The organism is Paraburkholderia franconis (genome assembly GCF_009362735.1).
GTDB classification, from domain to species: Bacteria; Pseudomonadota; Gammaproteobacteria; order Burkholderiales; family Burkholderiaceae; genus Paraburkholderia; species Paraburkholderia franconis.
Genome location: NZ_WHNP01000010.1, coordinates 123,051 through 148,869, shown reverse-complemented (window position 1 = coordinate 148,869; position 25,819 = coordinate 123,051). Strand labels below are relative to the sequence as shown.

24 protein-coding genes and 1 tRNA gene are annotated in these 25,819 nt (G+C 63.1%); 17 read left to right on the top strand and 8 right to left on the bottom strand.

The annotated features are described in order from the left end of the window. Positions 1-30: 30 nt before the first annotated feature. On the bottom strand, positions 31-564 hold the full coding sequence (locus tag GCT13_RS13615) for a chromate transporter (protein WP_152758749.1): 534 nt from the start codon (positions 562-564) through the stop codon (positions 31-33). Next, positions 561-1,169, bottom strand: a complete 609-nt coding sequence (locus tag GCT13_RS13610; RefSeq protein ID WP_152758747.1) for a chromate transporter — start codon at positions 1,167-1,169, stop codon at positions 561-563. Before GCT13_RS13610 ends, GCT13_RS13615 begins: the two co-directional genes overlap by 4 nt. Before the next feature lie 118 nt (positions 1,170-1,287). Between GCT13_RS13610 and GCT13_RS13605 the strand changes: the two genes are divergently transcribed. Continuing rightward, positions 1,288-2,250: a transcriptional regulator GcvA gene (locus GCT13_RS13605; RefSeq protein WP_152758745.1), complete on the top strand. Its 963-nt coding sequence runs from the start codon at positions 1,288-1,290 to the stop codon at positions 2,248-2,250. A 51-nt stretch (positions 2,251-2,301) separates the two neighbouring features. Here GCT13_RS13605 and GCT13_RS13600 read toward each other — a convergent pair whose 3' ends face one another. Beyond that, entirely contained in the window at positions 2,302-3,045 is a 744-nt protein-coding gene (locus tag GCT13_RS13600; protein ID WP_087735609.1) for an LOG family protein, read from the bottom strand. A gap of 1 nt (position 3,046) precedes the next feature. Here GCT13_RS13600 and polA point away from each other — a divergent pair, with 1 nt between their 5' ends. The 3 genes from polA to GCT13_RS13585 all read left to right on the top strand — a co-directional run bounded on the left by polA (position 3,047) and on the right by GCT13_RS13585 (position 8,661). Next, positions 3,047-5,794 (top strand): DNA polymerase I, encoded by a 2,748-nt coding sequence (gene polA / locus GCT13_RS13595; RefSeq protein ID WP_152758743.1) that lies wholly within the window; start codon positions 3,047-3,049, stop codon positions 5,792-5,794. Between the two features lie 250 nt (positions 5,795-6,044). Further along, positions 6,045-7,394 carry an NAD(P)/FAD-dependent oxidoreductase gene (locus GCT13_RS13590; RefSeq protein WP_152758741.1) on the top strand — a complete coding sequence of 450 codons (1,350 nt, stop codon included), beginning with the start codon at positions 6,045-6,047 and terminating at the stop codon, positions 7,392-7,394. A 394-nt stretch (positions 7,395-7,788) separates the two neighbouring features. Beyond that, positions 7,789-8,661 carry a dienelactone hydrolase family protein gene (locus GCT13_RS13585; protein WP_152758738.1) on the top strand — a complete coding sequence of 291 codons (873 nt, stop codon included), beginning with the start codon at positions 7,789-7,791 and terminating at the stop codon, positions 8,659-8,661. A gap of 294 nt (positions 8,662-8,955) precedes the next feature. On the opposite strand, the gene GCT13_RS13580 is transcribed toward GCT13_RS13585, so the two are convergent. Together GCT13_RS13580 and GCT13_RS13575 are read right to left on the bottom strand one after the other, a co-directional pair. Further along, complete coding sequence (locus GCT13_RS13580) at positions 8,956-9,825, bottom strand: sulfurtransferase (RefSeq protein WP_152758736.1); 870 nt, start codon at positions 9,823-9,825, stop codon at positions 8,956-8,958. Positions 9,826-9,935: 110 nt separating this feature from the next. Then, on the bottom strand, positions 9,936-11,042 hold the full coding sequence (locus tag GCT13_RS13575; RefSeq protein WP_152758734.1) for an aromatic ring-hydroxylating oxygenase subunit alpha: 1,107 nt from the start codon (positions 11,040-11,042) through the stop codon (positions 9,936-9,938). A 286-nt stretch (positions 11,043-11,328) separates the two neighbouring features. Between GCT13_RS13575 and GCT13_RS13570 the strand changes: the two genes are divergently transcribed. The 4 genes from GCT13_RS13570 (at position 11,329) to folE2 (ending at position 15,472) form a co-directional block, all read left to right on the top strand. Continuing rightward, positions 11,329-11,646, top strand: coding sequence for an exodeoxyribonuclease VII small subunit (locus tag GCT13_RS13570; protein WP_152758732.1), 318 nt, complete (start codon positions 11,329-11,331; stop codon positions 11,644-11,646). Next, positions 11,643-12,524 (top strand): polyprenyl synthetase family protein, encoded by an 882-nt coding sequence (locus GCT13_RS13565; protein ID WP_087735603.1) that lies wholly within the window; start codon positions 11,643-11,645, stop codon positions 12,522-12,524. The genes GCT13_RS13570 and GCT13_RS13565 overlap by 4 nt, the downstream gene beginning before the upstream one ends. A gap of 96 nt (positions 12,525-12,620) precedes the next feature. Next, positions 12,621-14,519, top strand: coding sequence for a 1-deoxy-D-xylulose-5-phosphate synthase (dxs, locus tag GCT13_RS13560; RefSeq protein WP_152758730.1), 1,899 nt, complete (start codon positions 12,621-12,623; stop codon positions 14,517-14,519). 146 nt (positions 14,520-14,665) lie between these two features. Continuing rightward, the gene (folE2, locus tag GCT13_RS13555) at positions 14,666-15,472 is read left to right on the top strand and encodes a GTP cyclohydrolase FolE2 (RefSeq protein WP_152758728.1); all 807 of its coding nucleotides are present in this window, start codon (positions 14,666-14,668) and stop codon (positions 15,470-15,472) included. Between the two features lie 113 nt (positions 15,473-15,585). Here the strand turns inward: folE2 and tsaD are convergent, their stop codons facing one another. After that, positions 15,586-16,611: a tRNA (adenosine(37)-N6)-threonylcarbamoyltransferase complex transferase subunit TsaD gene (gene tsaD / locus GCT13_RS13550; RefSeq protein WP_152758726.1), complete on the bottom strand. Its 1,026-nt coding sequence runs from the start codon at positions 16,609-16,611 to the stop codon at positions 15,586-15,588. Between the two features lie 124 nt (positions 16,612-16,735). Here tsaD and GCT13_RS13545 point away from each other — a divergent pair, with 124 nt between their 5' ends. The 4 genes from GCT13_RS13545 to dnaG all read left to right on the top strand — a co-directional run bounded on the left by GCT13_RS13545 (position 16,736) and on the right by dnaG (position 21,016). Then, positions 16,736-17,971: a BaiN/RdsA family NAD(P)/FAD-dependent oxidoreductase gene (locus GCT13_RS13545; RefSeq protein WP_152758723.1), complete on the top strand. Its 1,236-nt coding sequence runs from the start codon at positions 16,736-16,738 to the stop codon at positions 17,969-17,971. Positions 17,972-18,047: 76 nt separating this feature from the next. Then, complete coding sequence (rpsU, locus tag GCT13_RS13540) at positions 18,048-18,260, top strand: 30S ribosomal protein S21 (RefSeq protein ID WP_012403240.1); 213 nt, start codon at positions 18,048-18,050, stop codon at positions 18,258-18,260. A 310-nt stretch (positions 18,261-18,570) separates the two neighbouring features. Continuing rightward, positions 18,571-19,017, top strand: coding sequence for a GatB/YqeY domain-containing protein (locus tag GCT13_RS13535; RefSeq protein WP_152758721.1), 447 nt, complete (start codon positions 18,571-18,573; stop codon positions 19,015-19,017). 118 nt (positions 19,018-19,135) lie between these two features. Next, on the top strand, positions 19,136-21,016 hold the full coding sequence (gene dnaG / locus GCT13_RS13530; protein WP_321574342.1) for a DNA primase: 1,881 nt from the start codon (positions 19,136-19,138) through the stop codon (positions 21,014-21,016). A gap of 24 nt (positions 21,017-21,040) precedes the next feature. Here dnaG and GCT13_RS50840 read toward each other — a convergent pair whose 3' ends face one another. Then, on the bottom strand, positions 21,041-21,388 hold the full coding sequence (locus tag GCT13_RS50840) for a hypothetical protein (protein ID WP_321574341.1): 348 nt from the start codon (positions 21,386-21,388) through the stop codon (positions 21,041-21,043). 61 nt (positions 21,389-21,449) lie between these two features. On the opposite strand from GCT13_RS50840, the gene rpoD reads away from it, so the two are divergent. Next, positions 21,450-23,492, top strand: coding sequence for an RNA polymerase sigma factor RpoD (rpoD, locus tag GCT13_RS13525; RefSeq protein WP_321574340.1), 2,043 nt, complete (start codon positions 21,450-21,452; stop codon positions 23,490-23,492). Between the two features lie 185 nt (positions 23,493-23,677). Further along, positions 23,678-23,765: transfer RNA gene (locus GCT13_RS13520), tRNA-Ile, on the top strand. Between the two features lie 86 nt (positions 23,766-23,851). Here GCT13_RS13520 and GCT13_RS13515 read toward each other — a convergent pair. Further along, positions 23,852-24,844: a tyrosine-type recombinase/integrase gene (locus tag GCT13_RS13515; protein ID WP_152758717.1), complete on the bottom strand. Its 993-nt coding sequence runs from the start codon at positions 24,842-24,844 to the stop codon at positions 23,852-23,854. 38 nt (positions 24,845-24,882) lie between these two features. On the opposite strand from GCT13_RS13515, the gene GCT13_RS13510 reads away from it, so the two are divergent. The 3 genes from GCT13_RS13510 (at position 24,883) to GCT13_RS13500 (ending at position 25,813) form a co-directional block, all read left to right on the top strand. After that, positions 24,883-25,149 carry a hypothetical protein gene (locus GCT13_RS13510; RefSeq protein ID WP_152758715.1) on the top strand — a complete coding sequence of 89 codons (267 nt, stop codon included), beginning with the start codon at positions 24,883-24,885 and terminating at the stop codon, positions 25,147-25,149. Positions 25,150-25,306: 157 nt separating this feature from the next. Further along, on the top strand, positions 25,307-25,525 hold the full coding sequence (locus GCT13_RS13505; RefSeq protein WP_152758713.1) for a hypothetical protein: 219 nt from the start codon (positions 25,307-25,309) through the stop codon (positions 25,523-25,525). A gap of 42 nt (positions 25,526-25,567) precedes the next feature. After that, positions 25,568-25,813, top strand: a complete 246-nt coding sequence (locus tag GCT13_RS13500) for a hypothetical protein (RefSeq protein ID WP_152758711.1) — start codon at positions 25,568-25,570, stop codon at positions 25,811-25,813. Positions 25,814-25,819 lie beyond the last annotated feature (6 nt).

Here is a 25,819-nt window from a genome sequence, read left to right as displayed (position 1 = left end):
GGCGTTGCGGTAAGCGCGTGTGAGCGCTTATCAGCTGACGAACGGGAGTCCGGCGAGCCCCGCGAGCGCGCCGGCTCCGAGCAGCCACAACGGGTGAATGCGCGTCCTGAACGCGAGCACCGCGCATGTGCCCGTGATGACCCACGCGAGCCACGACGTGTCCGACGCCTGCGCGATCAGAACGGCGCTCGCCGCGACGAGACCGGCCGTCACGGGCACGAGCCCCTTCTGCGCGATGCGCCGCCACGGGCGGTCCTTGAAGCGGTTCCAGGCATGCATCGCAAGCAGCGTGACGACGGACGACGGTCCGAACTTCGCGAGCGACGTCACGAGCATCCCGGCCCAGCCCGCCACATGCCAGCCGACGAGCGTCACGACCATCATGTTCGGCCCCGGCGCGGCCTGCGCGAGCGCGAAGAGCGCGCTGAATTCGCTGGCAGGCATCCAGTGATGCACTTCGACGACCTGCCGCTGCATCTCCGGCAAGATGGTGTTGCCGCCGCCGAACGCGAGCAGCGATAGCTGGCTGAAGATGACGGCGAGCGCGATCAACGTATCGGTCATTTCGATACCTCGTTCTGGCGTGCCGGTGCCGCAGCCGCATCGGCTTTCGCCACGCGCGACGCGATGTAGATGCTGAGCGGCGTCAGCACGAGCATCGTCGGCAGCAGCGGGAAGCGCAGTAATGCAATCGCGACGAAGCCCAGCGCGGTGATCGTCGCGGCCCTCGGGTCGTGGCGCAGCGGCAGCAGAATCTTGACGGCCATCGCGATCAGCAGGCCGGCCGCCGCTGCCGCGAGTCCGGCGAACAGATGCTTGATGTGCGGATCGTTCTGCGTGCGCTCGTAGATCACGCCCAGTGCGATCACGACGAGCGACGGTCCGGCGATCAAGCCGAGAATGCCCGCCAGCGCGCCGCGCAGGCCGCGAAAGCGCATGCCCAGAGCCACCGACAGATTGATCACGTTGCCGCCCGGCAGGAACTGGCACAGGCCGAGCAGATCGATGAATTCGGCGGCCGTCAGCCAGCGGCGCCGTTCGACGATGGTCCGCCGCGCGAGCGGCAGCGCGCCGCCGAACGACGTCAGGCCGAGGCCCAGAAAGCCCATGAAGATTTCGCGCGTAGTCGGAGGGGGCGCATGCTCCGGCGCGTCGGGGTGCTGATCCATCGCGTTCACTATTCAGTACAAGGCAGTACAAGGCAGTACAAGGCGTGAAGATTAGCGCCGATTCCGGACGGCGCAAAACGATTTCTCGGGCACATCCTTGTGATCTAGAATCACAAGAATGAATGCAAGAACGAACCGCAAGCTTCCCCCGTTCCCTGCGCTGCGCGCCTTCGAAGCCGCGGCGCGGCACAACAGCTTCACGTCCGCCGCGGACGAGCTTCATGTGACGCACGGTGCAATCAGCCGTCAGGTGGCGGCGTTCGAGGCGTGGGTCGGCGTGCAGGTGTTTCATCGCGTCGGCAAGCGGGTGCGGCTGACGGAAGACGGCCGCCGCTATTTGTCGACGGTGCAGGCCGCGTTCGACAGCATCGCCGCAGCGACCGACCAGTTGCGCGACACAGGTGTCGTGCATGTGCTGCGTGTAAACGCGCTGCCGACGTTCGCGATGAAGTGGCTATTGCCGCGGCTCTCGCAGTTTCAGCGGATGGCGCCGAACGTCGAGCTGCGGCTATCGACGTCGAATGCGCCCGTCGAAACACTCGACAGCTTCGACGTCGCCGTGCGGCGCGGGCCTGCGCACTGGCCCAATTGCGCGAGCGGGCAGTTTCTCGAAGAAAGCGAGCTTCCCGTGTGCAGTCCCACGCTCTTGCAGCGCCTGCCGATCCATACGGCCGACGATCTCGCGCGTCATGTGCTGCTGCATTCGGATACGCGGCCGGATGCGTGGCAGCACTGGCTGCACGCAGCGGGCGTCACCGCGAAGTGCCGCAAGAAGCAGTCGTTCGATCATTTCTATCTGGCGTTGCAGGCGGCCGTGGATGGCCTGGGCGTCGCGCTCGGACCGATGCCGCTGCTCGACGACGAACTGGCGTCGGGGCGATTGGTGATGCCGCTGAAAGGACCGCGTATCGGCGCGCGCGGCTACTGGTGGGTCGCGCGGCGCGAAGTGGTGAACGCGCCGCTCGTCGGGCAGTTTTGCCGCTGGCTCGAAGCACAGGCGGCGCAGACGAAAGCGGAAACGGGAGCAGGAGGTACTACGCCGTCAATGACACACGGCAAGACGCATGCCGCGTCGCGATAGCCGTGGTGGCGGACAATGCAACGCACTGTCCGCCATGCATGCATCAGACCATCACAAGTAGAACATCCGGTCTTCGTCCGACTTCACGGGATGCGCTTCGGGCTCTTCGCGCTCTTCATAGAACGCGAGCACGGCTTCGAGCACCTGGTCGGGCTCGTCGATCACCTGCATCAGGTTCATGTCTTCGGGATTGATGAGGCCCATCGGCACCAGTTGCGCTTCGAACCAGCCGAGCAGGCCCTTCCAGAACTCCGCGCCGACGAGAATGATGGGCACGTGACGCGACTTCTTTGTTTGAATCAGCGTGAGTACTTCGGCGAGTTCGTCGAGCGTGCCGAAGCCGCCCGGCATCACGATGACGGCATCCGAGTTCTTCACGAACGTGACCTTGCGCGTGAAGAAGTGGCGGAAGCGCAGCGAGATGTCCTGCCACTGGTTGCCCGATTGCTCGTGCGGCAATTCGATGTTCAGGCCGACGGACGGTGCCTTGCCCGCATGCGCGCCCTTGTTGGCCGCTTCCATGATGCCGGGGCCGCCGCCGGAGATCACTGCGAAGCCGGCGTCGGAGAGCTTGCGCGCAATCGTGGTGGCCAGTTTGTAGTAGGGCGAGTTCGGTTTCAGACGTGCCGAACCATAGATGCTCACGGCCGGGCGGATCTCCGACAGGTACTCGGTCGCCTCGATAAACTCTGCCATAATCGTGAACATCTGCCACGATGCGCGGGCCTTCTTGGCTGTTGCGCGCTCTTGATCTGCGAGCGATCGCAGACTCGGAATCACTTTTCTCTTAGTCATAATGCCTGAAGAACAGAACCTGGAAGGTAAGACCCTGCTATTGGTTGACGGTTCGAGTTATCTGTACCGGGCCTACCATGCGATGCCTGATCTGCGCGGTCCAGATGGCGGACCAACAGGTGCGCTCTACGGAATCATCAACATGCTGCGCCGTATGCGCAAGGAAGTTACGGCAGAGTATAGCGCGTGCGTGTTCGATGCCAAAGGCAAGACGTTTCGCGACGACTGGTATCCGCAATACAAGGCACACCGTCCGTCGATGCCTGAAGATCTGGCCAAGCAGATCGAACCGATTCACGTCGCCGTGCGCTCGCTCGGCTGGCCGCTTCTGATGATCGAAGGCGTCGAGGCCGACGACGTGATCGGTACGCTCGCGAAGCGCGCGGAACAGCGCGGCATGAACGTGATCGTATCCACGGGGGACAAGGATCTGGCGCAGCTCGTGACGGATCATGTCACCCTCATCAATACGATGACGAACGAAAAGCTTGACCGCGAAGGCGTCGTCGCGAAGTTCGGCGTGCCGCCCGAGCTCATCGTCGACTATCTGTCGCTGATCGGCGACACCGTGGACAACGTGCCGGGCGTCGAGAAATGCGGCCCGAAAACAGCACTCAAATGGCTCACGCAATTCGAAACCCTCGATGGCATCGTCGCACACGCGAATGAAATCAAAGGTGCGGTAGGAGACAATCTGCGGCGTGCGCTCGATTTCCTGCCGATGGCGAAAAAGCTCGTCACGGTCGACACGGATTGCGATCTGACCGAGCACGTGAATTCGTTCGAAGAGACGCTCGCCACGCGCGCCGAAGCGCGCGAAGAATTGCGCGACATCTTCACGCGTCACGGCTTCAAGACGTGGCTGCGCGAAGTGGAAATCGCCGATGCCGTCGAAGGGCCCGAGACGGATGTGCCGCCCGCGCCGACCGTCGACGGCGAGCGCGCACGCGAGTACGACACCGTGCAGACGTGGGAGCAGCTCGACGCATGGCTTGCGAAGCTCGATGCCGCAGAAATCACGTCCTTCGATACGGAGACCACGTCGCTCGATCCGATGATCGCGCAGATCGTCGGCATTTCGATCGCGGTGGAAGCGGGCAAGGCCGCGTACATTCCGCTCGCGCATCGCGGGCCGGATGCGCCCGTGCAACTGCCGCGCGACGAAGTGCTCGCGAAGCTCAAGCCGTGGCTCGAAAGCGCGGACAAGAAGAAGGTCGGCCAGCATGTGAAGTACGACGAGCAGGTGCTCGCGAACTACGGCATCGCGATGAACGGCATCGAGCATGACACGTTGTTGCAGTCGTACGTGCTCGAATCGCATCGTCCGCATGACATGGACAACCTCGCGTTGCGCCATCTCGGCCTCACGACGATCAAGTACGAAGACGTGGCCGGCAAGGGCGCATCGCAGATCGGCTTCGACGAAGTGCCGCTCGACAAGGCCTCCGAATACGCGGCCGAAGATGCCGACATCACGCTGCGTCTGCATCACGCGCTGTATCCGCAGATCGCCGCGGAAGTGCCGCTCGATCACGTGTACCGGAACATCGAAGTGCCGACGTCGCGCGTGCTGCGCAAGATGGAGCGCAACGGCGTGCTGATCGACACGGAAAAGCTGCGCGTGCAGAGCAATGAGATCGCAACGCGTCTCGTCGAACTCGAAAAAGAGGCGTATGAACTGGCGGGCGGCGAATTCAATCTCGGCTCGCCGAAGCAGATCGGGCAGATCTTTTTCGAAAGGCTCGAGTTGCCTGTCATCAAGAAGACGCCGAGCGGCGCGCCGTCCACCGATGAAGAAGTACTGCAAAAGCTCGCGGAAGATTTTCCGCTGCCGAAGGTCCTGCTCGAGCATCGCGGCCTGTCGAAGCTGAAGTCGACGTATACGGACAAGCTGCCGCGCATGGTCAACGCGACCACGGGCCGCGTGCATACGAACTATGCGCAGGCCGTCGCGGTGACGGGGCGCCTCGCATCGAACGATCCTAATCTGCAGAACATTCCCGTGCGTACGGGTGAAGGCCGCCGCATTCGCGAAGCGTTCATCGCGCCGCCGGGACACAAGCTCGTGTCGGCGGACTACTCGCAGATCGAGTTGCGGATCATGGCGCATATCTCCGGCGATGAAGCGCTGCTGCGCGCGTTCAAGCAGGGCGAAGACATTCACCGCGCTACGGCATCCGAAGTGTTCAGCGTGACGCCGCTCGAAGTGTCGAACGATCAGCGGCGCATCGCGAAGGTCATCAACTTCGGCCTGATCTACGGGATGAGCTCGTTCGGTCTCGCGTCGAATCTCGGCATCACGCGCGATGCCGCGAAGCTCTATATCGACCGCTATTTCGCGCGTTATCCGGGCGTTGCTGCGTACATGGAAAACACGCGTTCGAGCGCGAAGGCGAAGGGCTATGTCGAGACCGTGTTCGGCCGGCGTCTTTGGCTTCCGGAGATCAACGGCGGCAACGGCCCGCGGCGCCAGGCCGCGGAGCGCGCCGCGATCAATGCGCCGATGCAGGGGACGGCCGCCGATCTGATCAAGATGTCGATGATCGCGGTGCAGAAGTGGATCGAGGAGTCGGGCATCGGCACGCGCATGATCATGCAGGTACACGACGAACTGATTCTCGAAGTGCCGGACGACGAGCTCTCCGATGTCCGCAAGCGCCTGCCGGAACTGATGTGCGGCGTCGCGCAACTGAAGGTGCCGCTCGTCGCCGAAGTGGGCGCGGGCGCGAACTGGGAAGAAGCGCACTGACATGCCAGTCATGTGCGCCACGACACACTGACACACCATTGTTGCTTCTCCAGGTCAACGGGACAATGGGCGGGACAAGGAGCGGGGCAACGTCGTTCGCAAGTCACAGTCGCACATGACGGACTTGTGACTTGTCCCGCTGGTCGCCGACAATCGACAGAACGCGAATAACAAGAAAACAAAAGCGGCCGCACTTGCGCGAAGCGAGCCGCATCGACGCACAACTTGTCGTTTCATACGGAGAGTCCTGATGCATCGTTTTGTCGTCGTGGGTGGAGGTGCGGGCGGTCTCGAGCTGGCGACGCGGCTCGGCGACCGTTATGCGCGCAAGAAGAGCAATGGCGTGCCACGCGCGCAGGTCACGCTGGTCGACCGTTATCCGACGCATATCTGGAAACCGCTGCTGCATGAAGTTGCGGCGGGCAGCATGGACCCATTCACGCAGGAGCTCGAATACGCGGCGCAGGCGCGCTGGCACGGCTTCGAATTCCAGCAGGGCGAACTGACCGCGCTCGATCGCGCGGCGAAACGCATCACGCTTGGCCGCGTGCTCGACGACGACGGCGCCGAGCTTCTTCCCAAACGCGCGCTCGAATACGACACGCTCGTCATTGCGATCGGCAGCACCACGCATTTCTTCGGCGTGAAGGGCGCGCCGGAATATTCGATCGCGCTCGACACCGTCCAGCAGGCCGAGCGCTTTCGCAAGCGCCTCATTGCCGCCTGCATGCGCGCCGAGCATCAGGCGCACGAACCCGTCGAGTCGAATCCCGGCACGCACGCATCGACGGAGCCGCGCATCCAGGTCGCGATCGTCGGCGGCGGCGCAACGGGTGTCGAGCTGTCGGCGGAACTGCGCAATACGGCGCAGGTGTTGTCCGCGTACGGGCTGCATAAGCTCGATCCGCGTCATGACGTCGGCATCGTGCTGATCGAAGCGGGGCCGCGCATTTTGCCGGCGCTACAGGAGCGCGTATCGACTGCGACGGCCGAACTTCTGCAAAAGCTCGGCGTGAAGCTGATGGTGGGCGAGACAGTCGCGGAAGTCGCGCCGGGCCTCGTGCGCACGGCAAGCGGCAAGACCGTGCGCGCCGATCTGACCGTGTGGGCCGCAGGCATCAAGGCGCCGCCCGTATTGAGCCAGCTTGACGGCCTGCCCGTGAACCGGCTCGGCCAGTTGCAGGTGCGCCGCACGCTGCAGACCGAAATCGACGATAACGTGTTTGCGCTCGGCGATTGCGCGGCGTGTTCGTGGCCTGGCAATGAACGCAACGTGCCGCCTCGCGCGCAGGCCGCGCATCAGCAGGCGAGCTTTCTGCTGCGCGCGTTCGGCAATATGCTCGAAAGCCGGCCGCTGCCCGAGTTCACCTATCGCGACTTCGGCTCGCTGGTATCGCTTGGGCACTTCAGCGCTGTTGGCAATCTGATGGGCGGCGTGATCGGCGGGAACATGCTGATCGAAGGGCTCTTCGCGCGCTTCATGTACATGTCGCTGTACCGGCTGCACATCGCGGCGCTGCATGGCTACGCGCGGATGGTGCTCGATACGTTCGCGCACTGGCTGCGGCGCACTACACTGCCGCGCGTGAAGCTGCACTGATTGCAGGTCGATGCTTCTGCAACGGAATGCGCTTGCGCGTATGCTGTGTCGACCGGAGTTGGCGCTTTAGCGCCTTACTCCGGTCCCATGCAGGGCGGTCGACCAGAGTTGGCGCTTTAGCATTTACTCCAGCCCCATGCAGGGCAGTCGACCGGAGTTGGCGCTTTAGCTGTCGGCTGAAGTTAGTGCTTTAGCACTTACTCCAGCCCCATGCAGAGCACTTACTCCGGTCCCATACAGGGTAGTCGACGGGAGTTGGCGCTTTAGCGCTTAGCCCCGTCCCCTGCAAAGTCGTCGGCAGAAGTTGGCGCTTTAGCGCCTTACTCCGTCCCCCGCAACATCTTTGCTTGCCTTCCTTGCCGTTCACCCTTGTCATTTCACCAAGGAGCACCGCATGCTGAAGCCAGAAGTCGACAGTCTCGTTCCCCACGTGCCCTTCGATCGGCGCACCTTCATCAAGGCGGCGCTCGGCAGCGGCTTTGCGGCGTGCGTGCTGCCCGTGTCCGCGCAGACCATCCACACCGATAGCGAAGGGCTCGATGCGGGCGAGGTCGGCATCCACTCGGGCGATACGCTGGTGCCCGCGTACCGCGCGCAGCCGAAGGGCAAGACGCATCTGCCCGTGATCATCGTGATCCATGAGATCTTCGGCGTGCACGAGCATATCGCGGATGTCTGCCGACGCTTCGCAAAGCAGGGCTATCTGGCCGTCGCGCCGAACCTGTACGTACGCCAGGGCGATCCGACGAAGTATCCGTCGATGCAGCAGCTCAACGAGCAGGTCGTGAGCAAGGTGCCCGATGCCCAGGTGCTCGCCGATCTCGACGCGACGTTCAAGTGGGCCGGCCAGCATGGCGGCGATGTTAACCGGGTGGGAGTCAACGGCTTCTGCTGGGGCGGGCGCATCACGTGGCTGTACGCGGAACACAATCCGCGGCTGAAGGCGGCCGTCGCGTGGTACGGGCGCGTGGTCGGCGACCAGACGCCGATGACGCCCGCCAATCCGATCGACCGCGTGTCCGACCTGCAGGTGCCCGTGCTCGGGCTGTATGGGCGGCAGGACCAGAGCATTCCGCAAGATTCGCTGGAAAAGATGAAGCAGGCCATCGCGCAAGGGCCGCAGGCGGGGCGGGGGGCGCAGTTCATCGTCTACGACGACGCGGGGCATGCGTTTTTTGCCGACTATCGGCCGAGTTACCGGCAGGCCGATGCCGAGGACGGTTGGAAGCGGGCGCTTGCGTGGTTCAGGCAGCATGGCGTCAGCTGATTGTGTTGTTCCTCCAGCCTGCGGATTTCGCGCGGCCGTGCTGTGGTCGCATTGCGGTAACGTCGGATGTCTCTACAAGTCGGCTTTATGCTGTCGCCGCAGGCGGTCGGCCGTCTTTTGCAGCCGTGGCAAAGTTGTTTGCAATGGGCATTCACGATGGACTTCGGGTCCGCTTTTTCCACCTGCACGCCGCACCGCGCTCGCCTTGGGGCGCGGGCGCGCCGCGCGGATAGCGGCGACGCGCCAACCTGATCACGGCAAAAGCGCCGTGATCAGCGAACGGCTAGCGATGGACTAAGGATTGGCGCCCGTTGCCACCGGCCGCGCCGGATCGGAACTCCATTCGCTCCACGACCCCGGATACAGCGCTGCGCCATGCAGTCCCGCAATCTCCATCGCGAGTGCGTTGTGGCACGCGGTGACGCCCGAGCCGCATTGCAGCACGACGTGCTCGGCGGCTACGCCCGGGATGACGGCGCTGAATTCGTCACGCAGCGTGTGCGCCGACTTGAAGCGGCCGTCCGCGGTGAGGTTGTCCTTGAAGTAGCGGTTGCGCGCGCCCGGAATGTGGCCGCCGACGCGATCCAGCGTTTCGTTCTCGCCGCGATAGCGGTCCGCGGCGCGCGCGTCGATCAGCACGCGCTCATGCGTGGCGATATTGCGCTCGATGGCCTGCGCATCGACGGTCACGGCAAGCGGAGCGCCCGCCTTGAAGTCGCCCTTGGCCTTGGGAGGCGCGTCCTGCGTCAACGCCTGGCCCGCCGCTTTCCACGCCGGAAGCCCGCCGTCGAGCAGAGCGACTGAATCGTGGCCCAGCCAGCGCAGCAGCCACCACAGACGCGCGGCGTACATGCCGCCCTGCTCGTCGTAGGCGACCACTTGTTGGCCTTGCTTGAGGCCGAGTTCGGCGAGACGGTCGACGAGCTTCTGACGATCGGGCAACGGGTGACGCCCGTTGGTGCCCGTCTTCGGGCCCGACAGATCGCGGTCGAGGTGCAGATAGTGCGCGTGCGGCAGGTGGCCCGCCGCATAGGCTTTCTCGCCGGCGTCGGTGTCGGCGAGATCGAAGCGGCAATCGGCGATGAAGACGCTGCCCGGCGCGGCAGCCAGACGTTCAGCGAGGTTATCGGCGGAGATCAGCGTGGTGTGGTGAGTGTGTGGCATGACGGCTCCTGAGAGACTGGCTTCGGCAGCGCCGAACGATATAGGTAGTCTAAACAAAAAAAGACGGGCCGAAGCCCGTCTTCCTTTGCCGATAGCCGTTCGACGAAGACTCAGACCGTGCCGAGCTGGCGCCGCAGGAACTCGTGGAAGTGCTGCATGCCGTCTTCCATCGGGCTCTGATACGGACCGACCTGCGATTCGCCGCGCTCCAGCAGCGCGCGGCGGCCGGCGTCCATGCGCTCGGCGATCTCATCGTCTTCACGCGCCGTTTCCATGTACGCGGCGCGCTCCGCCTCGACGAAGTCGCGCTCGAACAGCGCGATTTCCTCAGGGTAATAGAACTCGACGATGTTGGTCGTCTTCTGCGGACCGCGCGGAATCAGCCACGACACGACGAGCACATGCGGATACCACTCGATCATGATGCCCGGGTAGTACACCATCCAGATCGCGCCGAACTCCGGCATCTTGCCTTCGCGGTAACGCAGCACTTCGTCGTGCCACTTGCGGTACGTCGGGCTGCCCGGACGCGCGAGTTCGTTGTGCACGCCGACCGTCTGCACGCTGTACCACTCGCCGAATTCCCACTTCAGGTCGTCGCAATTGACGAAGCTGCCGAGGCCCGGATGGAACGGCACGACGTGATAGTCCTCCAGATAGACCTCGATGAAGGTCTTCCAGTTGTAGTTGCACTCGTGCACTTCGACGTGATCGAACATGTAGTCCGCGAAGTCGAAGTGTTTTGCCGTGCCGAGACGCGCGAGATCTTTCGCGACGTCGCGGCCCTGCGATTCGAACAACAGGCCGTTCCAGCTTTGCAGCGGCGTGGCTCCGAGGTTGAGGCAGGGGTTGTCGGCGAAATGCGGCGCGCCGAGCAGCTGGCCGTTCAGATCGTATGTCCAGCGATGCAGGGGGCAGACGATGTTCCCCGTCTGTCCGCGGCCGTTCAGCATGATCGCCTGTCGGTGGCGGCACACGTTCGACAGCAGTTCGACCTGCGACTGCTGATTGCGAACGAGCACGCGTCCCTCGCTTTCGCTGGGCAAGGCGAAATAGTTTCCCGCTTCGGGAACCATGAGTTCGTGCCCGACGTAGCGAGGACCTTTCTTGAAAAGGATTTCGAGTTCGCGCTGGTGAAGCGCCTGGTCAAAGTAAGCCGTGACTGGCAGCTGGCTGTGAATAGCCTTCAGCTGCAATGCATTGCTCAGATTGGACATTCCCACTCCCGATGAAGACGTGAAAGCAGTGAACAACCCAACCATCGAAGATTCGATTTAGGGAGCCCGCGATTATACCTGTTTCCCCCTCCTTGGGGCGCTTAAGTACCTGATTTGGGTTAAAAATGTCGTCGAAGGTCGCGATTTCTGGCGCAAAACGCCGGATTCTTTTCTATCGCCAGAAGTGTTGTGCAAGCGTCGCGCCTGCCCCGATTGGTGCGCTTACAGGTCGAGAAGTTTCCTTTTGCCGTAGAATGTCCGACTTGTTTTAATTTTGCGACGATTCATGGCGAAGACCGCACGGACCGAGACGACGGGTTTGTCCCCCGCCAGCGCCGAAGGTTCCGACCAGACCCCGCTGCCCGAGAGCTACGAGTCGGCGCTGGCGGAGCTGGAAGGGCTCGTCGGGCGGATGGAAGCCGGCAGCCTCAACCTGGAAGAGTCGCTGGCAGCGTACCGGCGCGGCGCAGCGCTCGTGGCATTCTGCCAGCAGCAGCTCGAAAAGGTGGAGCAGCAGGTGCGCGTCCTGGATGGCGAGACGCTCAAGCCGCTTCCCGTGAACACAGCAGGTACAACCGCTGCCGACAGCGGAGACGATCTATGACATTCGAACAATGGATGCGCTCGGTGCTGGACCGCGTAGAGAGCGCACTCGAACACTACTTGCCGGCGACGTCGACGGAGCCTGCAAAGCTGCATGAAGCGATGCGCTATGCCGTGCTGGGCGGCGGCAAGCGGGTGCGCCCGCTGCTGTGCCACGCGGCGGGCGAGCTGACGGACGCGAAGGCCGAGTGCCTGGAAGCGGCGTCGGCGGCGCTGGAAATGATCCACGTCTATTCGCTTGTTCACGACGACATGCCCTGCATGGACGACGACGAACTGCGCCGCGGCAAGCCCACCGTGCACGTCAAGTATGACGAAGCGACGGCGCTGCTGGTCGGCGACGCGCTGCAGTCGCAAGCTTTCGTTGCGCTGACATCGGATGTGCTCGCGCCCGCGCAGCAGGCCGCGCTGGTGCGCGAACTGGCGCTCGCGAGCGGCTCGGTCGGCATGGCGGGCGGCCAGGCGATCGATCTCGCGAGCGTCGGACAGACGCTGACGCGTCCGCAGCTCGAAACGATGCACCGCCTGAAGACGGGTGCGCTGCTGCGCGCGGCCGTCCGGATGGGTGCACTGACAGGTGGAACGCCCGATGCGAAGACGCTGCAGGCGCTCGACGCCTATTCGGCCGCCGTCGGCCTTGCGTTTCAGGTGGTCGACGACATTCTCGACGTCACGACCGATTCCGCGACGCTCGGCAAGACGGCCGGCAAGGACGCAAAGGACGGCAAGCCGACCTACGTGTCGATCATCGGGCTCGACGCGTCGCGCGCGCTGGCTGCGCAACTGCGCAGCGATGCGCACGATGCGCTTGCCCCCTTTGGCGCCCGCGCACAGCGGCTCGCCGAGCTGGCTGATCTCGTGGTGAACCGGGTCAGCTGAAGTGGCTGTAACGCGAAAGCCCGCCGCCCGCACAAGAGCATTCGGGTGTGCGCGAATGAAGTGCGGGCGCGTAAGTTTTCCTACAATGGAACGACGATGTACGACTTGCTGAAAACCATTGACGACCCTGCGGACCTGCGCCGCCTCGATCGCCGCCAGTTGCAACCGCTTGCCGACGAGTTGCGTGCCTTCGTGCTCGACAGCGTATCGCAGACGGGCGGCCACCTGTCGTCCAATCTCGGTACGGTCGAACTGACAATCGCGCTGCATTACGTATTCGACACGCCGCGCGACCGCATCGTCTGGGATGTGGGTCATCAGACCTATCCTCACAAGATCCTGACGGGCCGCCGCGACCAGATGTCGACGCTGCGCCAGCTCGGTGGCATCTCGGGCTTTCCGCGCCGCGACGAGTCGCCGTACGACACGTTCGGCACCGCGCACTCGAGCACGTCGATTTCGGCGGCGCTCGGCATGGCGATCGGCAGCAAGCTGCGCGGCGAAGACCGCTTCGCGATTGCCGTGATCGGCGACGGCGCGATGACGGCGGGCATGGCCTTCGAGGCAATGAACAATGCAGGCGTCGAAGACGACGTGCCGCTGCTCGTCATCCTCAACGACAACGACATGTCGATTTCGCCGCCCGTGGGCGCGCTGAATCGCCATCTCGCGCGTCTGATGTCGGGCCGCTTCTACGCGGCCGCGCGCGCCGGCGTCGAACGCGTGCTGCGCCACGCGCCGCCTGTGCTCGACCTCGCGCGCAGGCTCGAAGAACACGCGAAGGGCATGATCGTCCCGGCTACGCTGTTCGAAGAGTTCGGCTTCAACTACATCGGGCCGATCGACGGCCACGATCTCGATTCGCTGATCCCGACGCTGCTGAACATCAAGGAGCTGCGCGGTCCGCAGTTCCTGCACGTCGTGACGAAGAAGGGCCAGGGCTACAAGCTCGCCGAGGCCGATCCCGTGCTGTACCACGGTCCCGGCAAGTTCAATCCGGCCGAAGGCATCAAGCCGTCGACGACGCCCGCCAAGAAAACCTACACACAGGTCTTCGGCGAATGGCTGTGCGATGCGGCGGAACTCGATTCGCGCGTGGTCGGCATCACGCCCGCGATGCGCGAAGGCTCGGGCATGGTCGAGTTCGAGAAGCGCTTCCCGGATCGCTATTACGACGTCGGCATCGCCGAGCAGCATGCGGTGACGTTCGCAGGCGGCCTCGCGACGGAAGGGCTCAAGCCCGTCGTCGCAATCTACTCGACGTTCCTGCAACGTGCGTATGACCAGCTGATCCACGACGTCGCGCTGCAGAATCTGCCCGTTGTGTTCGCAATCGATCGCGCGGGCCTCGTCGGCGCGGACGGTGCGACGCACGCGGGCGCCTATGACCTCGCGTTCCTGCGCTGCATTCCGAACATGACGGTGATGGCGGCATCGGACGAAAACGAATGCCGTCAGATGCTGTACACGGCGTTGCAGCAGCCGAATCCGACGGCCGTGCGTTATCCGCGCGGGGCGGGCGCGGGCGTCGCGACGGTCAAGCAGATGGCCGCGATTCCCCTCGGCAAGGGCGAAGTGCGCCGCGAGACGTCGCAGCCGGCGGGCAAGCGCATCGCGATTCTCGCGTTCGGCACGATGGTCGCGCCGGCGCTGGCAGCCGCGGAGCAACTCGACGCGACGGTCGCGAACATGCGCTTCGTGAAGCCGCTCGACGCCGACCTCGTGCGCGAGCTGGCCGAAAGCCACGACGCGATCGTCACGGTCGAAGAGGGCTGTGTGATGGGTGGCGCGGGCTCCGCGTGCGTGGAAGCCATGATGGCGAGTGGGGTTATCCGGCCCGTACTACAATTGGGACTTCCCGATCGCTTCATCGATCACGGAGATCCGGCCAAGCTGCTCGCCTCGTGCGGCCTCGACGCCGCGGGTATCGCGAAGTCCATCCGCGAGCGATTTGTGGAGCACGCAAGCGGCAAGTCGGTGAAACGCGTCGCTTAACATGGCGGGCCGCCGGAACGAATAAGCGGCTCGTTGCATCTACTCCAATATGAATCGGCGGGTCGCGTGCCCGCTGGGCTCCGCCGGCGCAAGCCGGCGGTTGTCATTTTGCGCGTCGATTCGCGCTGTCAGTTGAGGATAAGAACATGAACCAGATGAACCCCGCCTTCGTGATGCCCGACGTGCAAAGCACGGTCGACACCCGCCAGATTCCGATTCAGCGGGTCGGCGTGAAGGCGGTGCGTCATCCGTTGACGGTCCGCACGCCGGAAGGCAACGCTCAGCCGACCGTCGGCACATGGAATCTCGATGTCCATCTGCCCGCTGAGGTGAAGGGCACGCACATGTCGCGCTTCGTCTCGCTGCTCGAAGAGAACAAGGCGCCGCTCGATGCGTCCGCGTTCCGCGCGATGCTCGCGTCGATGCTCGAAAAGCTCGAGGCGCCGGCGGGGCGTATCGAGGTGTCGTTCCCGTATTTCGTCAACAAGACGGCGCCCGTGTCGGGCGTGCAAAGTCTGCTGGACTACGAAGTGACGCTCAAGGCCGATTCGCGCAATGGCGAGACGCGTCTGTTCCTGAAGGTGCTGGTGCCCGTGACGAGCCTGTGCCCGTGCTCGAAGAAGATCTCGGAGTACGGCGCGCACAACCAGCGCTCGCACGTGACGATCGACGCCGAGCTGGTCGACGACATGCCCGTCGAAGACCTGATCCGTATCGCGGAAGACGAGGCGTCGTGCGAGCTGTGGGGCCTGCTCAAGCGTCCAGACGAGAAGTTCGTGACCGAGCGCGCTTATGAAAACCCGAAGTTCGTCGAAGATCTGGTGCGCGACGTCGCAACACGTCTGAATGAAGATCGGCGGATCGTAGCGTATGTGCTCGAAGCGGAGAACTTCGAGTCGATCCACAATCACAGCGCGTATGCGGTGATCGAGAACGACAAGCGCAAGGCCTGACCGCTTCGCTGCGTTCAACAGACAAACGGCCGCTCAACGATGAGCGGCCGTTTTGCATTGTGTTGTGCGCTGCGCGGCGGCGACGCCGTTGTCGGCGTCGCGAGAAAAGCGCCTTAGCGCGCCAGCGACGACAGGTCCCAGCGCGGCTTCACGGTGAACGCGTAGTCATTGGCGGCCTGCGCGGGCCAGCGTTGCAGCCGCAGCGCGCCCGCGAGCGCGATCATCGCGCCGTTGTCGGTGCACAGCGACAGGTCAGGGTAATGCACGTCGAAGCCGCGCTTCTTCGCCGCGGCGGACAGCGCCTCGCGCAACTGCCGGTTCGCGCCGACGCCGCCCGCCACCACGAGACGCTTGAGCTTCGTTTTCTTCAGCGCGGCGAGCGACTTCGAGGCCAGCACGTCGACGGCTGCGTCGACGAAGCCGCGCGCGAGATCGGCCTTGGCCTGTTCGCACACATTGCTGCCGAGCTTCTTCACGTGCGTCAGCACGGCCGTCTTCAGTCCGCTGAAGCTGAAGTCGAGGTCGCCGGAATGGAGCATCGGACGCGGCAGCACGACAGCGCCCGGCGTGCCGAATTCCGCGAGCCGCGACACTTCCGGTCCGCCCGGATAGCCGAGGCCGAGCAGCTTCGCGGTTTTGTCGAAGGCTTCGCCGGCGGCGTCGTCGAGCGTCTCGCCGAGCGTCTCGTAGACGCCCACGTCGGTGACGCGCATCAACTGCGTGTGGCCGCCCGACACGAGCAGCGCGACGAACGGAAACGGCGGCGGCGCGTCGACCAGCAGCGGCGACAGCAAATGCCCTTCCAGGTGATGAATGCCGATGGTCGGCTTGTTCCACGCCATCGCGAGCGAATTGGCGATGCTTGCGCCGACCAGCAGCGCGCCCGCAAGACCCGGGCCCTGCGTGTAGGCGATCGCGTCGATGTCGCCGCACGCGGCGCCCGAGCGCTCCAGCACTTCTTCGAGCAGCGGCAGCGCGCGCCGGATATGATCGCGCGACGCCAGCTCCGGCACCACGCCGCCGTATTCGCGATGCATCGCGATCTGTGAATGCAGCGCGTGTGCGAGCAGGCCGCGTTCGGTGTCGTAGAGCGCGAGGCCGGTTTCGTCGCAGGAGCTTTCTATGCCGAGAACGAGCATGATTCGAACGCCGATCGGGGCGTCTGGAAAGAGCGCCCGAAACATCAAAAAAGGAACCTGAGAGTATAGCAGCGCGGGCGTTGCGGCGCCGAAGCCGCCCGTCGCGCCGGTACAATGCAGCCCCATGGAATCCTTCGATATCGCCGTAATCGGCGCGGGCGCGGCGGGCATGATGTGCGCATCGGTGGCGGGGCAACTCGGCCGTCGCGTCGTGCTGATCGACCACGCGTCGCGGCTCGCCGAAAAAATCCGCATCTCGGGCGGCGGCCGCTGCAACTTCACGAATCTATATGCCGGGCCCGCAAATTATCTATCGGCGAATCCGCATTTCTGCCGTTCCGCGCTGGCGCGCTACACGCCGCGCGATTTCATGGCGCTGCTCAAGCAATATCGCGTGACGTGGCACGAAAAGCACAAGGGCCAGCTGTTCTGCGACCAGTCGAGCGATGCCGTCATCGACGTGCTCAAGAGCGAATGCGACGCCGGCAATATCGCGTGGCGCCGGCCGCTCGCCGTCGAGCAGGTGCGCCATGCCGATTCCGAAGGCTTCACGCTGGAAACGCGCGCCGGTCCGATCCGCGCCCGCACGCTCGTCGTCGCGACGGGCGGGCTGTCGATTCCGAAGATCGGCGCGACGGATTTCGCCTATCGTCTCGCGAAGCAGTTCGGACACAAGCTGATCGACACGCGGCCGGCTCTGGTGCCGCTCACGTTTGCTCCCGCCGACTGGCAGCCGTTTTCGGAACTTTCGGGCGTGTCGCTGGAAGTGCATCTGGCGACGGGCGCGAAGAAGTCGGGCGGCGAGTTCGTCGAAGACCTGCTGCTTACGCATCGCGGTCTGTCCGGTCCCGGCGTGCTGCAGATTTCGAGCTATTGGCAGCCAGGCGAGCCTGTGCACATCAACCTGCTGCCCGCGCAGGATGCCGTCGCTGCGCTGCTGGAGGCGAAAAGCGCGACGAAGCGCCAGATCGCGAATCTGCTCGCCGAATGGGTCCCGACGCGCCTCGCACACGTCTGGCTGCAAACGCACGGCGTGCCCGCCGAAGCGCGTCTTGCCGATCTGTCCGACAAGGCGCTGCGGCGGGTCGGCGAGGCGCTGTCGCGCTGGACGGTCACGCCGAACGGCACCGAAGGGTACAAGAAAGCCGAGGTGACGCGCGGCGGCATCGACACGCGAGAGTTGTCGTCGGCGACGATGATGAGCGCGCGCGTGCCCGGTCTGTACTTCATCGGCGAGGCCGTCGATGTGACGGGCTGGCTCGGCGGCTACAACTTCCAGTGGGCCTGGGCATCAGGCGTGGCGGCAGGCCAGGCGGCCGCCGAGTACGTCGGAACGCATGGCCAGGCAGTCGCAAAATAAGGGCTTGACACCATCATACGATTGTGCGAAACACCTGCTATACTTTCGCTTCTTTGCCAAGCTCCGTTATTGAAAGATGACGACTATCCGCGTAAAAGAAAACGAGCCTTTTGAAGTCGCGATGCGCCGCTTCAAGCGCACGATCGAAAAGAACGGCCTGCTGACCGAACTACGTGCGCGCGAGTTTTACGAAAAGCCGACGTCCGAGCGCAAGCGGAAAAAGGCGGCTGCGGTGAAGCGCCACTTCAAGCGCCTGCGCAGCCAGCAATTGCCCAAGAAGTTTTACTGATTCAACGTGAAGTCGCGGCTCTCGCCCGATGTTTCCGCGAAAGCAGCGGCTCACACAAGGTGACGGCGCGCAGGCGTGCCGGCGCTGCGGCAACCGGCCTCGAACGGTCCCAAACGGCCCCGGGCCGCTTCGGTCAGAGTTCCGTAAGGCCGCATCCAGACGCAAGAATTCAGCGGATTCACTGCGTATCTGGACCAGCCCGGGTTCCAGCCCGGGTACTAACCCGCTTGAGGAACGATCCCAAGCGGGTTTTTGCGCTCTGCACTGCGTCTTCACCCGCTTTTTTTAACTCCACGCATTCAGGTGAACGATGAGTCTCAAGGTCCGAATCAACGACGACATGAAAGCAGCGATGCGCGCGCGCGAAACCGAGCGCCTCGGCACGATCCGGCTGCTGCTCGCTGCCATTAAGCAGCGTGAAGTCGACGATCGCGTGGAACTGGACGACGCCGGCGTAACGGCCGTCATCGACAAGATGATCAAGCAGCGCAAGGACTCGATTGCCCAGTTCGAAACGGCCGGCCGCACCGATCTCGTCGAAAAGGAGCGGGCCGAACTGGCCGTGCTGAGCGCCTATATGCCCGAGCAACTGTCGGACGCGGAAATCGCCGCCGAAGTGCAGGCGGCCGTCGCGCAGGTCGGCGCCGCCGGTCCGCAGGACATGGGCAAGGTGATGGGCGTGCTGAAGCCGAAGCTCGCCGGCCGCGCCGACATGACGGCCGTGTCCGCGCAGGTCAAGGCCGCGCTGTCGAAATAAGCCGGTCATCGGTTTTCGCCGTGCGTGCTTGCTGTCTCGCGGCTGCGCGCACGGCGGGCATGTCTCGCGCCGGTGCCTTACCCCAGTGCCTCACTCCTTTTAAGGCCGCGTCTCCACTGTGATTCCGCATTCCTTCCTGCAAGACCTGCTGAACCGCGTCGATATCGTCGACGTGGTCGGCCGGTATGTGCAGCTGAAAAAGGGCGGCGCGAACTTCATGGGACTCTGTCCGTTTCACAACGAAAAGAGCCCTTCGTTCACCGTTAGTCCGACTAAGCAGTTCTATCACTGCTTCGGCTGCGGCGCGCACGGCACGGCCATCGGCTTTCTGATGGAGCACGCCGGGCTGTCGTTTCCCGAAGCCGTCAACGAGCTGGCCCAATCCGTCGGTCTGACCGTGCCGCAGGAGCCCGCGCCGATGCGCGGCGGCTCGGGAGGTGGCTCCGGAGGCGAAGGCTACGCGCCCGCCGTATCGAAGGCCGTGACGACGGCGCTGACCGACGTGATGCAGACGGCCAACGACTACTACCGCACACAGCTGCGCGGCGCGCCGAACGCGATCCAGTACCTCAAGAAGCGTGGTCTGACGGGAGAAATCGCGAAACGCTTCGGTCTCGGCTACGCGCCAGATGGCTGGCAGAACCTCGAAGCGGCATTCCCCAACTATCGGGACGATGCCCTCGTCGAGGCGGGCCTCGTGATCGTCAGCGAGAAATCGGATGCTCAGGGACAGAACCGGCGTTACGACCGCTTCCGCGAGCGCGTGATGTTCCCGATTCGCAACGTGAAAGGCCAGGTGATCGGCTTTGGCGGACGCGTGCTCGACGGCGGCGAGCCCAAGTATTTGAATTCGCCGGAAACGCCTTTATTTAACAAAGGCAGCGAGCTGTATGGCCTGTTCGAGGCGCGGCTCGCGGTCCGTGAACAGGGATACGTGCTGGTCGTCGAAGGTTATATGGACGTGGTTGCGCTCGCGCAACTGAGTTTCGAGAACGCCGTCGCGACGCTGGGCACGGCCTGCACGCCGATTCATGTGCAGAAACTGATGCGCCAGACGGATACGGTTGTGTTCAGTTTCGACGGCGATTCGGCGGGCCGCCGCGCCGCGCGCCGCGCGCTCGACGCATGTCTTCCGCATGCCGCCGACAACCGCACGATCCGCTTCCTGTTCCTGCCGGCCGAGCACGACCCCGACAGCTACGTCCGCGAATTCGGCGCCGACGCCTTCGCGGAACAAGTGCGCCGCGCCATGCCGCTGTCGCAATTCCTGCTGAATGAAGTGCTGGCGGGCAAAGAGCTGGATCAGCCCGAAGGACGCGCGCGGGCGCTTTTCGACGCGAAGCCGCTCTTGCAGATGCTGCCCGCAAATGCTTTGCGCGCGCAGATCATGCATATGTTCGCGGACCGGCTCGACGTGCCGTTCGAGGAAGTGGCCGCGCTATGCGAAGTCGATGCGCGGATCGCGGCCGTAGCACGCAGCGCGCCTGCCCGCAAAGATCGCCGCAGCGTCACGGGCATCGAGCAGCGTGCGCTGCGGAATCTGGTGATGCATCCGCGCATCGTCGCGGCGCTCGACGAAGAAGAAGAGCAGGCGCTGCTACAGGTCACGCGGCACGGCGAACTGTTCGAGGAAGTGACGACGCACGCACGCGGGCTGGGCGACACGGCGGAATTTCAGTTGTTGTCCGATCTGTTGCGAAACGGGGCCAACGCCCCCACCTTCGAGGAAATCTTCCGCGAAATTCTGGACTATGATGAAAACGTCCGGGATTTGCTGTTGAAGAATCCCGAGGACGCGACGGTCGCCGAAGAGCGGCGTGAGCACGAGCGCCTTGCCGGTGAGGAATTGAAAGCCGCTATTCTGAAGATGCGCTATGACGCGTATTGCGAGCGGCTGGATCAATTGTCGCGTCAGTCGAGGCACACCCCCGAGGAGTTTTCGGAATTGACGGAACTGATGAAAAAGCGCGCTGACATGAAGCGTCAGCTCGGACAGTGAAAGGGAAGGGCTGAAACCCGGGTGCTATAATAAAAGGTTCTCAGCGGTTTTGTTTTCCAGGCAAAGGCGATAAAAGGCGATTGCAATGGTAAAGACTACAGGCGGAAAAAGGGCGACAGGCAAAGGCTCGGAGGAGCCGAAAAAGACCACCAGGGTCAGCGCAGCCAGGCCGGCTTCTTCCGCCAGAAAGGCGTCTGCCGAAACCGTCACGCCAATAGCCCGGAAGAAAGCCTCGACCTCTTCAGCCGCGAGAGCGGCATCGGTGACATCGAAGTCGGTGGCGTCGGTTGCGAAGCGGCAAGGAGTCAGAAGCGAAAGGGAAGCGGATGTCGCGCAGGACGATGCGGCTCCCCGCGAGTCTTTGGTATCCACGGTTCAACCGGCTGTTGTCCAGCAGCCGGCAGTCGAGACTACAGCCGGTATGGCGAACTCCATGACGAAAAAGCTGAACGAAGTATCCGTCGATGACGACGCAACCCAGAGCGAAGAAGCTGCAACCCCCGCTCAGGGCAAAGGCGAAAAGGCCAAGGCACGCGACCGCCGCGCAAAGGAAAAAGCGCTGCTCAAGGACGCGTTCGCGTCTTCGCAGCCTGGTACCGTCGAGGAGCTTGAAGAGCGTCGCTCGAAGCTGCGCGCGCTGATCAAGCTCGGCAAGGAGCGCGGCTTCCTGACCTATGGCGAGATCAACGACCACCTCCCGGACAACTTCACAGAAACCGAGGCGATCGAAGGCATCATCAGCACGTTCAACGACATGGGTGTCGCCGTCTACGAGCAGGCGCCCGATGCCGAAACGCTGCTGCTGAACGATAACGCGCCCAACGCTTCGTCGGACGATGAAGTGGAAGAGGAAGCGGAAGTCGCGCTTTCCACCGTCGACTCCGAGTTCGGCCGCACGACCGACCCGGTGCGCATGTACATGCGCGAGATGGGCACCGTCGAGCTGCTCACGCGCGAAGGCGAAATCGAAATCGCAAAGCGCATCGAAGACGGCTTGAAGCACATGGTGATGGCCATCTCCGCGTGCCCGACCACGATCGCCGATATTCTCGCGATGGCCGAGCGTGTCGCGAACGAAGAGATCCGCATCGACGAGCTCGTCGACGGCCTGATCGACGCGAACGCGGAAGACGCGGACGGCTTCTCCGAACAGGAAGCCGAAGCGATCGAGAACGAAGACCAGGAAGCGGAAGAAGACGAGGACGAAGAAGAGGAAGACGACGACGGCACCGCGCAAGCGACGGCCAACGCCGCCCAGCTCGAGGAACTGAAGCGTCTGTCGCTCGAAAAATTTGCGCTGATCAGCGAATGGTTCGACAAGATGCGCCGCGCGTTCGAGAAGGAGGGCTACAAGTCGAAGTCCTACCTGAAGGCGCAGGAAACCATTCAGGACGAGCTGATGATGATCCGCTTCACCGCGCGTACCGTCGAGCGTCTGTGCGACACGCTGCGCGCGCAGGTGGACGAAGTGCGCCAGGTCGAGCGTCAGATCCTGCATACGGTGGTCGACAAGTGCGGCATGCCGCGTGCCGAGTTCATCGCGCGTTTCCCGGGCAACGAGACGGACCTCGAATGGGCCGACAAGATCGTCGCCGAGAACCACTCGTACAGCGCGATACTGTCGCGTAACGTGCCCGCGATCCGCGAACAGCAGCAGCGTCTGCTGGACTTGCAGGCGCGCGTCGTGCTGCCGCTGAAGGACCTGAAGGAAACCAATCGCCAGATGGCGGCGGGCGAACTGAAGGCGCGTCAGGCGAAGCGCGAGATGACGGAGGCGAACCTGCGTCTCGTGATCTCGATCGCGAAGAAGTACACGAACCGTGGCCTGCAGTTCCTCGACCTGATCCAGGAAGGCAACATTGGCCTGATGAAGGCGGTGGACAAGTTCGAATATCGCCGCGGCTACAAGTTCTCGACGTACGCGACGTGGTGGATCCGCCAGGCCATCACGCGCTCGATCGCGGACCAGGCGCGCACGATCCGTATTCCGGTTCACATGATCGAAACGATCAACAAGATGAACCGTATCTCGCGTCAGATTCTGCAGGAAACGGGCCTCGAGCCGGATCCGGCGACGCTCGCCGAGAAGATGGAGATGCCGGAAGACAAGATCCGCAAGATCATGAAGATTGCGAAAGAGCCGATCTCGATGGAAACGCCCATCGGCGACGACGACGATTCGCATCTCGGCGATTTCATCGAGGACACGAACACGGTCGCGCCGTCGGATGCCGCACTGCACGCGAGCATGCGCGATGTCGTGAAGGACGTGCTCGATTCGCTGACGCCGCGTGAAGCGAAGGTGCTGCGCATGCGTTTCGGCATCGAAATGAGCACCGACCATACGCTGGAAGAAGTCGGCAAGCAGTTCGACGTGACGCGTGAGCGTATCCGGCAGATCGAGGCGAAGGCGCTGCGCAAGCTGCGTCACCCGAGCCGCTCGGACAAGCTGAAGTCGTTCCTCGAAGGCAACTGATCGAGGTCCGTCGTTGGCTGCTCGTTGACCCGATCTGCGCATGGGGCTTCCCGATCGCTTTGTTCAGCGAAGCGATCACGGAAGCCCTTTTTTCGTGTAGTATGTCGGCCAATCAACGAACAGGCCCGGCCTTCAGACCGGGTCTTTTTGTTGGTCCCCTCCTGCTTCCGTCGTGAAGCATCGTTGGGCCGGACGCCGTGCTGGTTGCAGGCAGCGGACTCATAATCCGCCTCCGAAAGGACATCGTGGGTTCGAATCCCACCCGGCCCACCAAGTCCCATAAGGCTCCCGCAAATTCCATCGGGTAGCCACTAAATCAGGGGTGTGGGTTTTTCTGCCCGAAAACTGATTCCGATCTCTTACCTCTTCTGCCCGATCCGGGCGACGGCGTCTGCCAGGCGGTCAGTTACCAGGTGCGAATAGCGCTTCGTTGACACCGTTGATTTGTGGCCGAGCACCCCGCCAACCGTGAACAGATCGATGCCGGCGTTGATCATTTCCGACGCGGCGCCGTGCCGTAGATCGTGAAACTTCGTGGTCGGATACCCTGCTGCGACGCGGGCTGCCTGCCAGCCGTCCTCGAACTTCCAGACAGGTATCGTGAACCGCACGCGGCGGGCGAGCACGGCGATGCGCGGGTGGATTGGGATGATGCGCGGCCGGCCATTCTTCGAGTCGTCGAGCGAGTAGCCACTCCGCGTCACCTTGGCACGCAGGATCTCGCCGCGGCGCATGCCTGAGTAGAACGCGATGCGGATAGCAGCTCGGACCTGACGGTCTTCACACGCGCGAGCGATCTCCAGCATCTCGCGGCGCTGCGGGTAATGGTGGCGCTCATTGTTGACGCCTGGAATAACCATGCGCGCGGTCTGGTCCGTTTCAAGCCTCCCGACCTTATGCGCGTATTTGATGGCAGCGCGAATGTACGCGAGGACGTTTCGGATCGCGCCGTCTGTCAGCGGATGCTTTGCGACGCCGCGATGGTCGGTCGCGGCGCGCAGATACCCAACGAACGACTTCGACCACTCGTGCAGATCAAGCGCGTCCTGCTCGGCAAATTCCGGCGCCCACTTTTCGAGGATCTGCATTCGCTTCTTGGCATCCTTCCAGCCGCTGCTCTTGTCGGCAAAGTGCGCCATCACGCACTCGCCGATGGTCACGACAGGCTTGCGCGCGCCCGCGGCGATCTCGTATTGCTCGCTCTCCCACTTGCGCGCTAGTTCGTCTGCTGCTTTGGCAGAAATTCCCGGAGGGAGAATTTTGGTTTTTCGAATGCGAGTCCCCTCGATGACGCGTTCGAACGTCCAGCGGTAGCGACGGCGGCCGGCTTTTGTAATGGTTTCGATTGGCATGACGCGAGGAATTTATAAAGCGATTCGAGTTCGTAGACGTGCGTTTTGTGACCGAGTTTGTAGCGCTGGATGATCTCGCCGGCCCGGTCGATCCGGCTGATCGCGTATCGAGGCACGCCGAGGATCTGCGCCGCCTCGGTCGCGCTTACGCGTTTTCCCTTCGCGATGTCCATGTGATACCCCAGTGTTTTCCCGTTGTTTCGATTACTCGTTGTGCTGCTTCGGTCATGCTAGATTTAATGAATGTTCTGCACGGCGACGGAGACAGCCATGTGGACTTGCCGAAACTGCAATGCACGTTTTGACTTCGATCAGGTGGAAGCCCGGATCGACGAGGACGGATTTTTTTTCATTTGCCCTGGCTGCGACTACCGGAACAAGCTGGTGAACACCGGTCCAGACGCAACTGGGCGCCCGCAACTTGTCCAGCGTGACGAGTAGTGGATCTTTTCGGAGCTGAGCATGCGATTCGACTACAAGGAGTTTCATATCGACGCGTCGCCTCTCGATGAAGGCGGTCGCTACTACGCCCGCGCGAAGATTTGTCGGCGCGACCCAGCAGGCGGTGAAGCCGTAGAAGTGAAGTATTCGGGTGACCTCGGCGATTACCCCTCCGACGCGGATGCTATCGAAGCGGCGCAGCGTTGGGCGATTCAATGGTGCGACCAGAACGGCGCTTAGGCCGCGTGCTACGATTTCTCCACAATGATTTTGGAGACTGTCATGACGGCCCCGAACAAGAGAAATGTGGTGCACGGTCATCAGATTGTCGTGATGCTGATAGCGGCAAAAGCCGAAGCATCGATCATGGTCCAGCCTCCACCCGGCAGGCAGGGAGGTCTTCTCCCGCCACAGCACATAAGCGTCGAGCCGCTTCTTAAAGGCGGTCTTTCCGAGACCGAGGCCGTGGAATACATTCTTAAGATCGTATCCCTCGGAGTCGAAGGGACCGAGGTAGGCAACGGATAGGTTCGG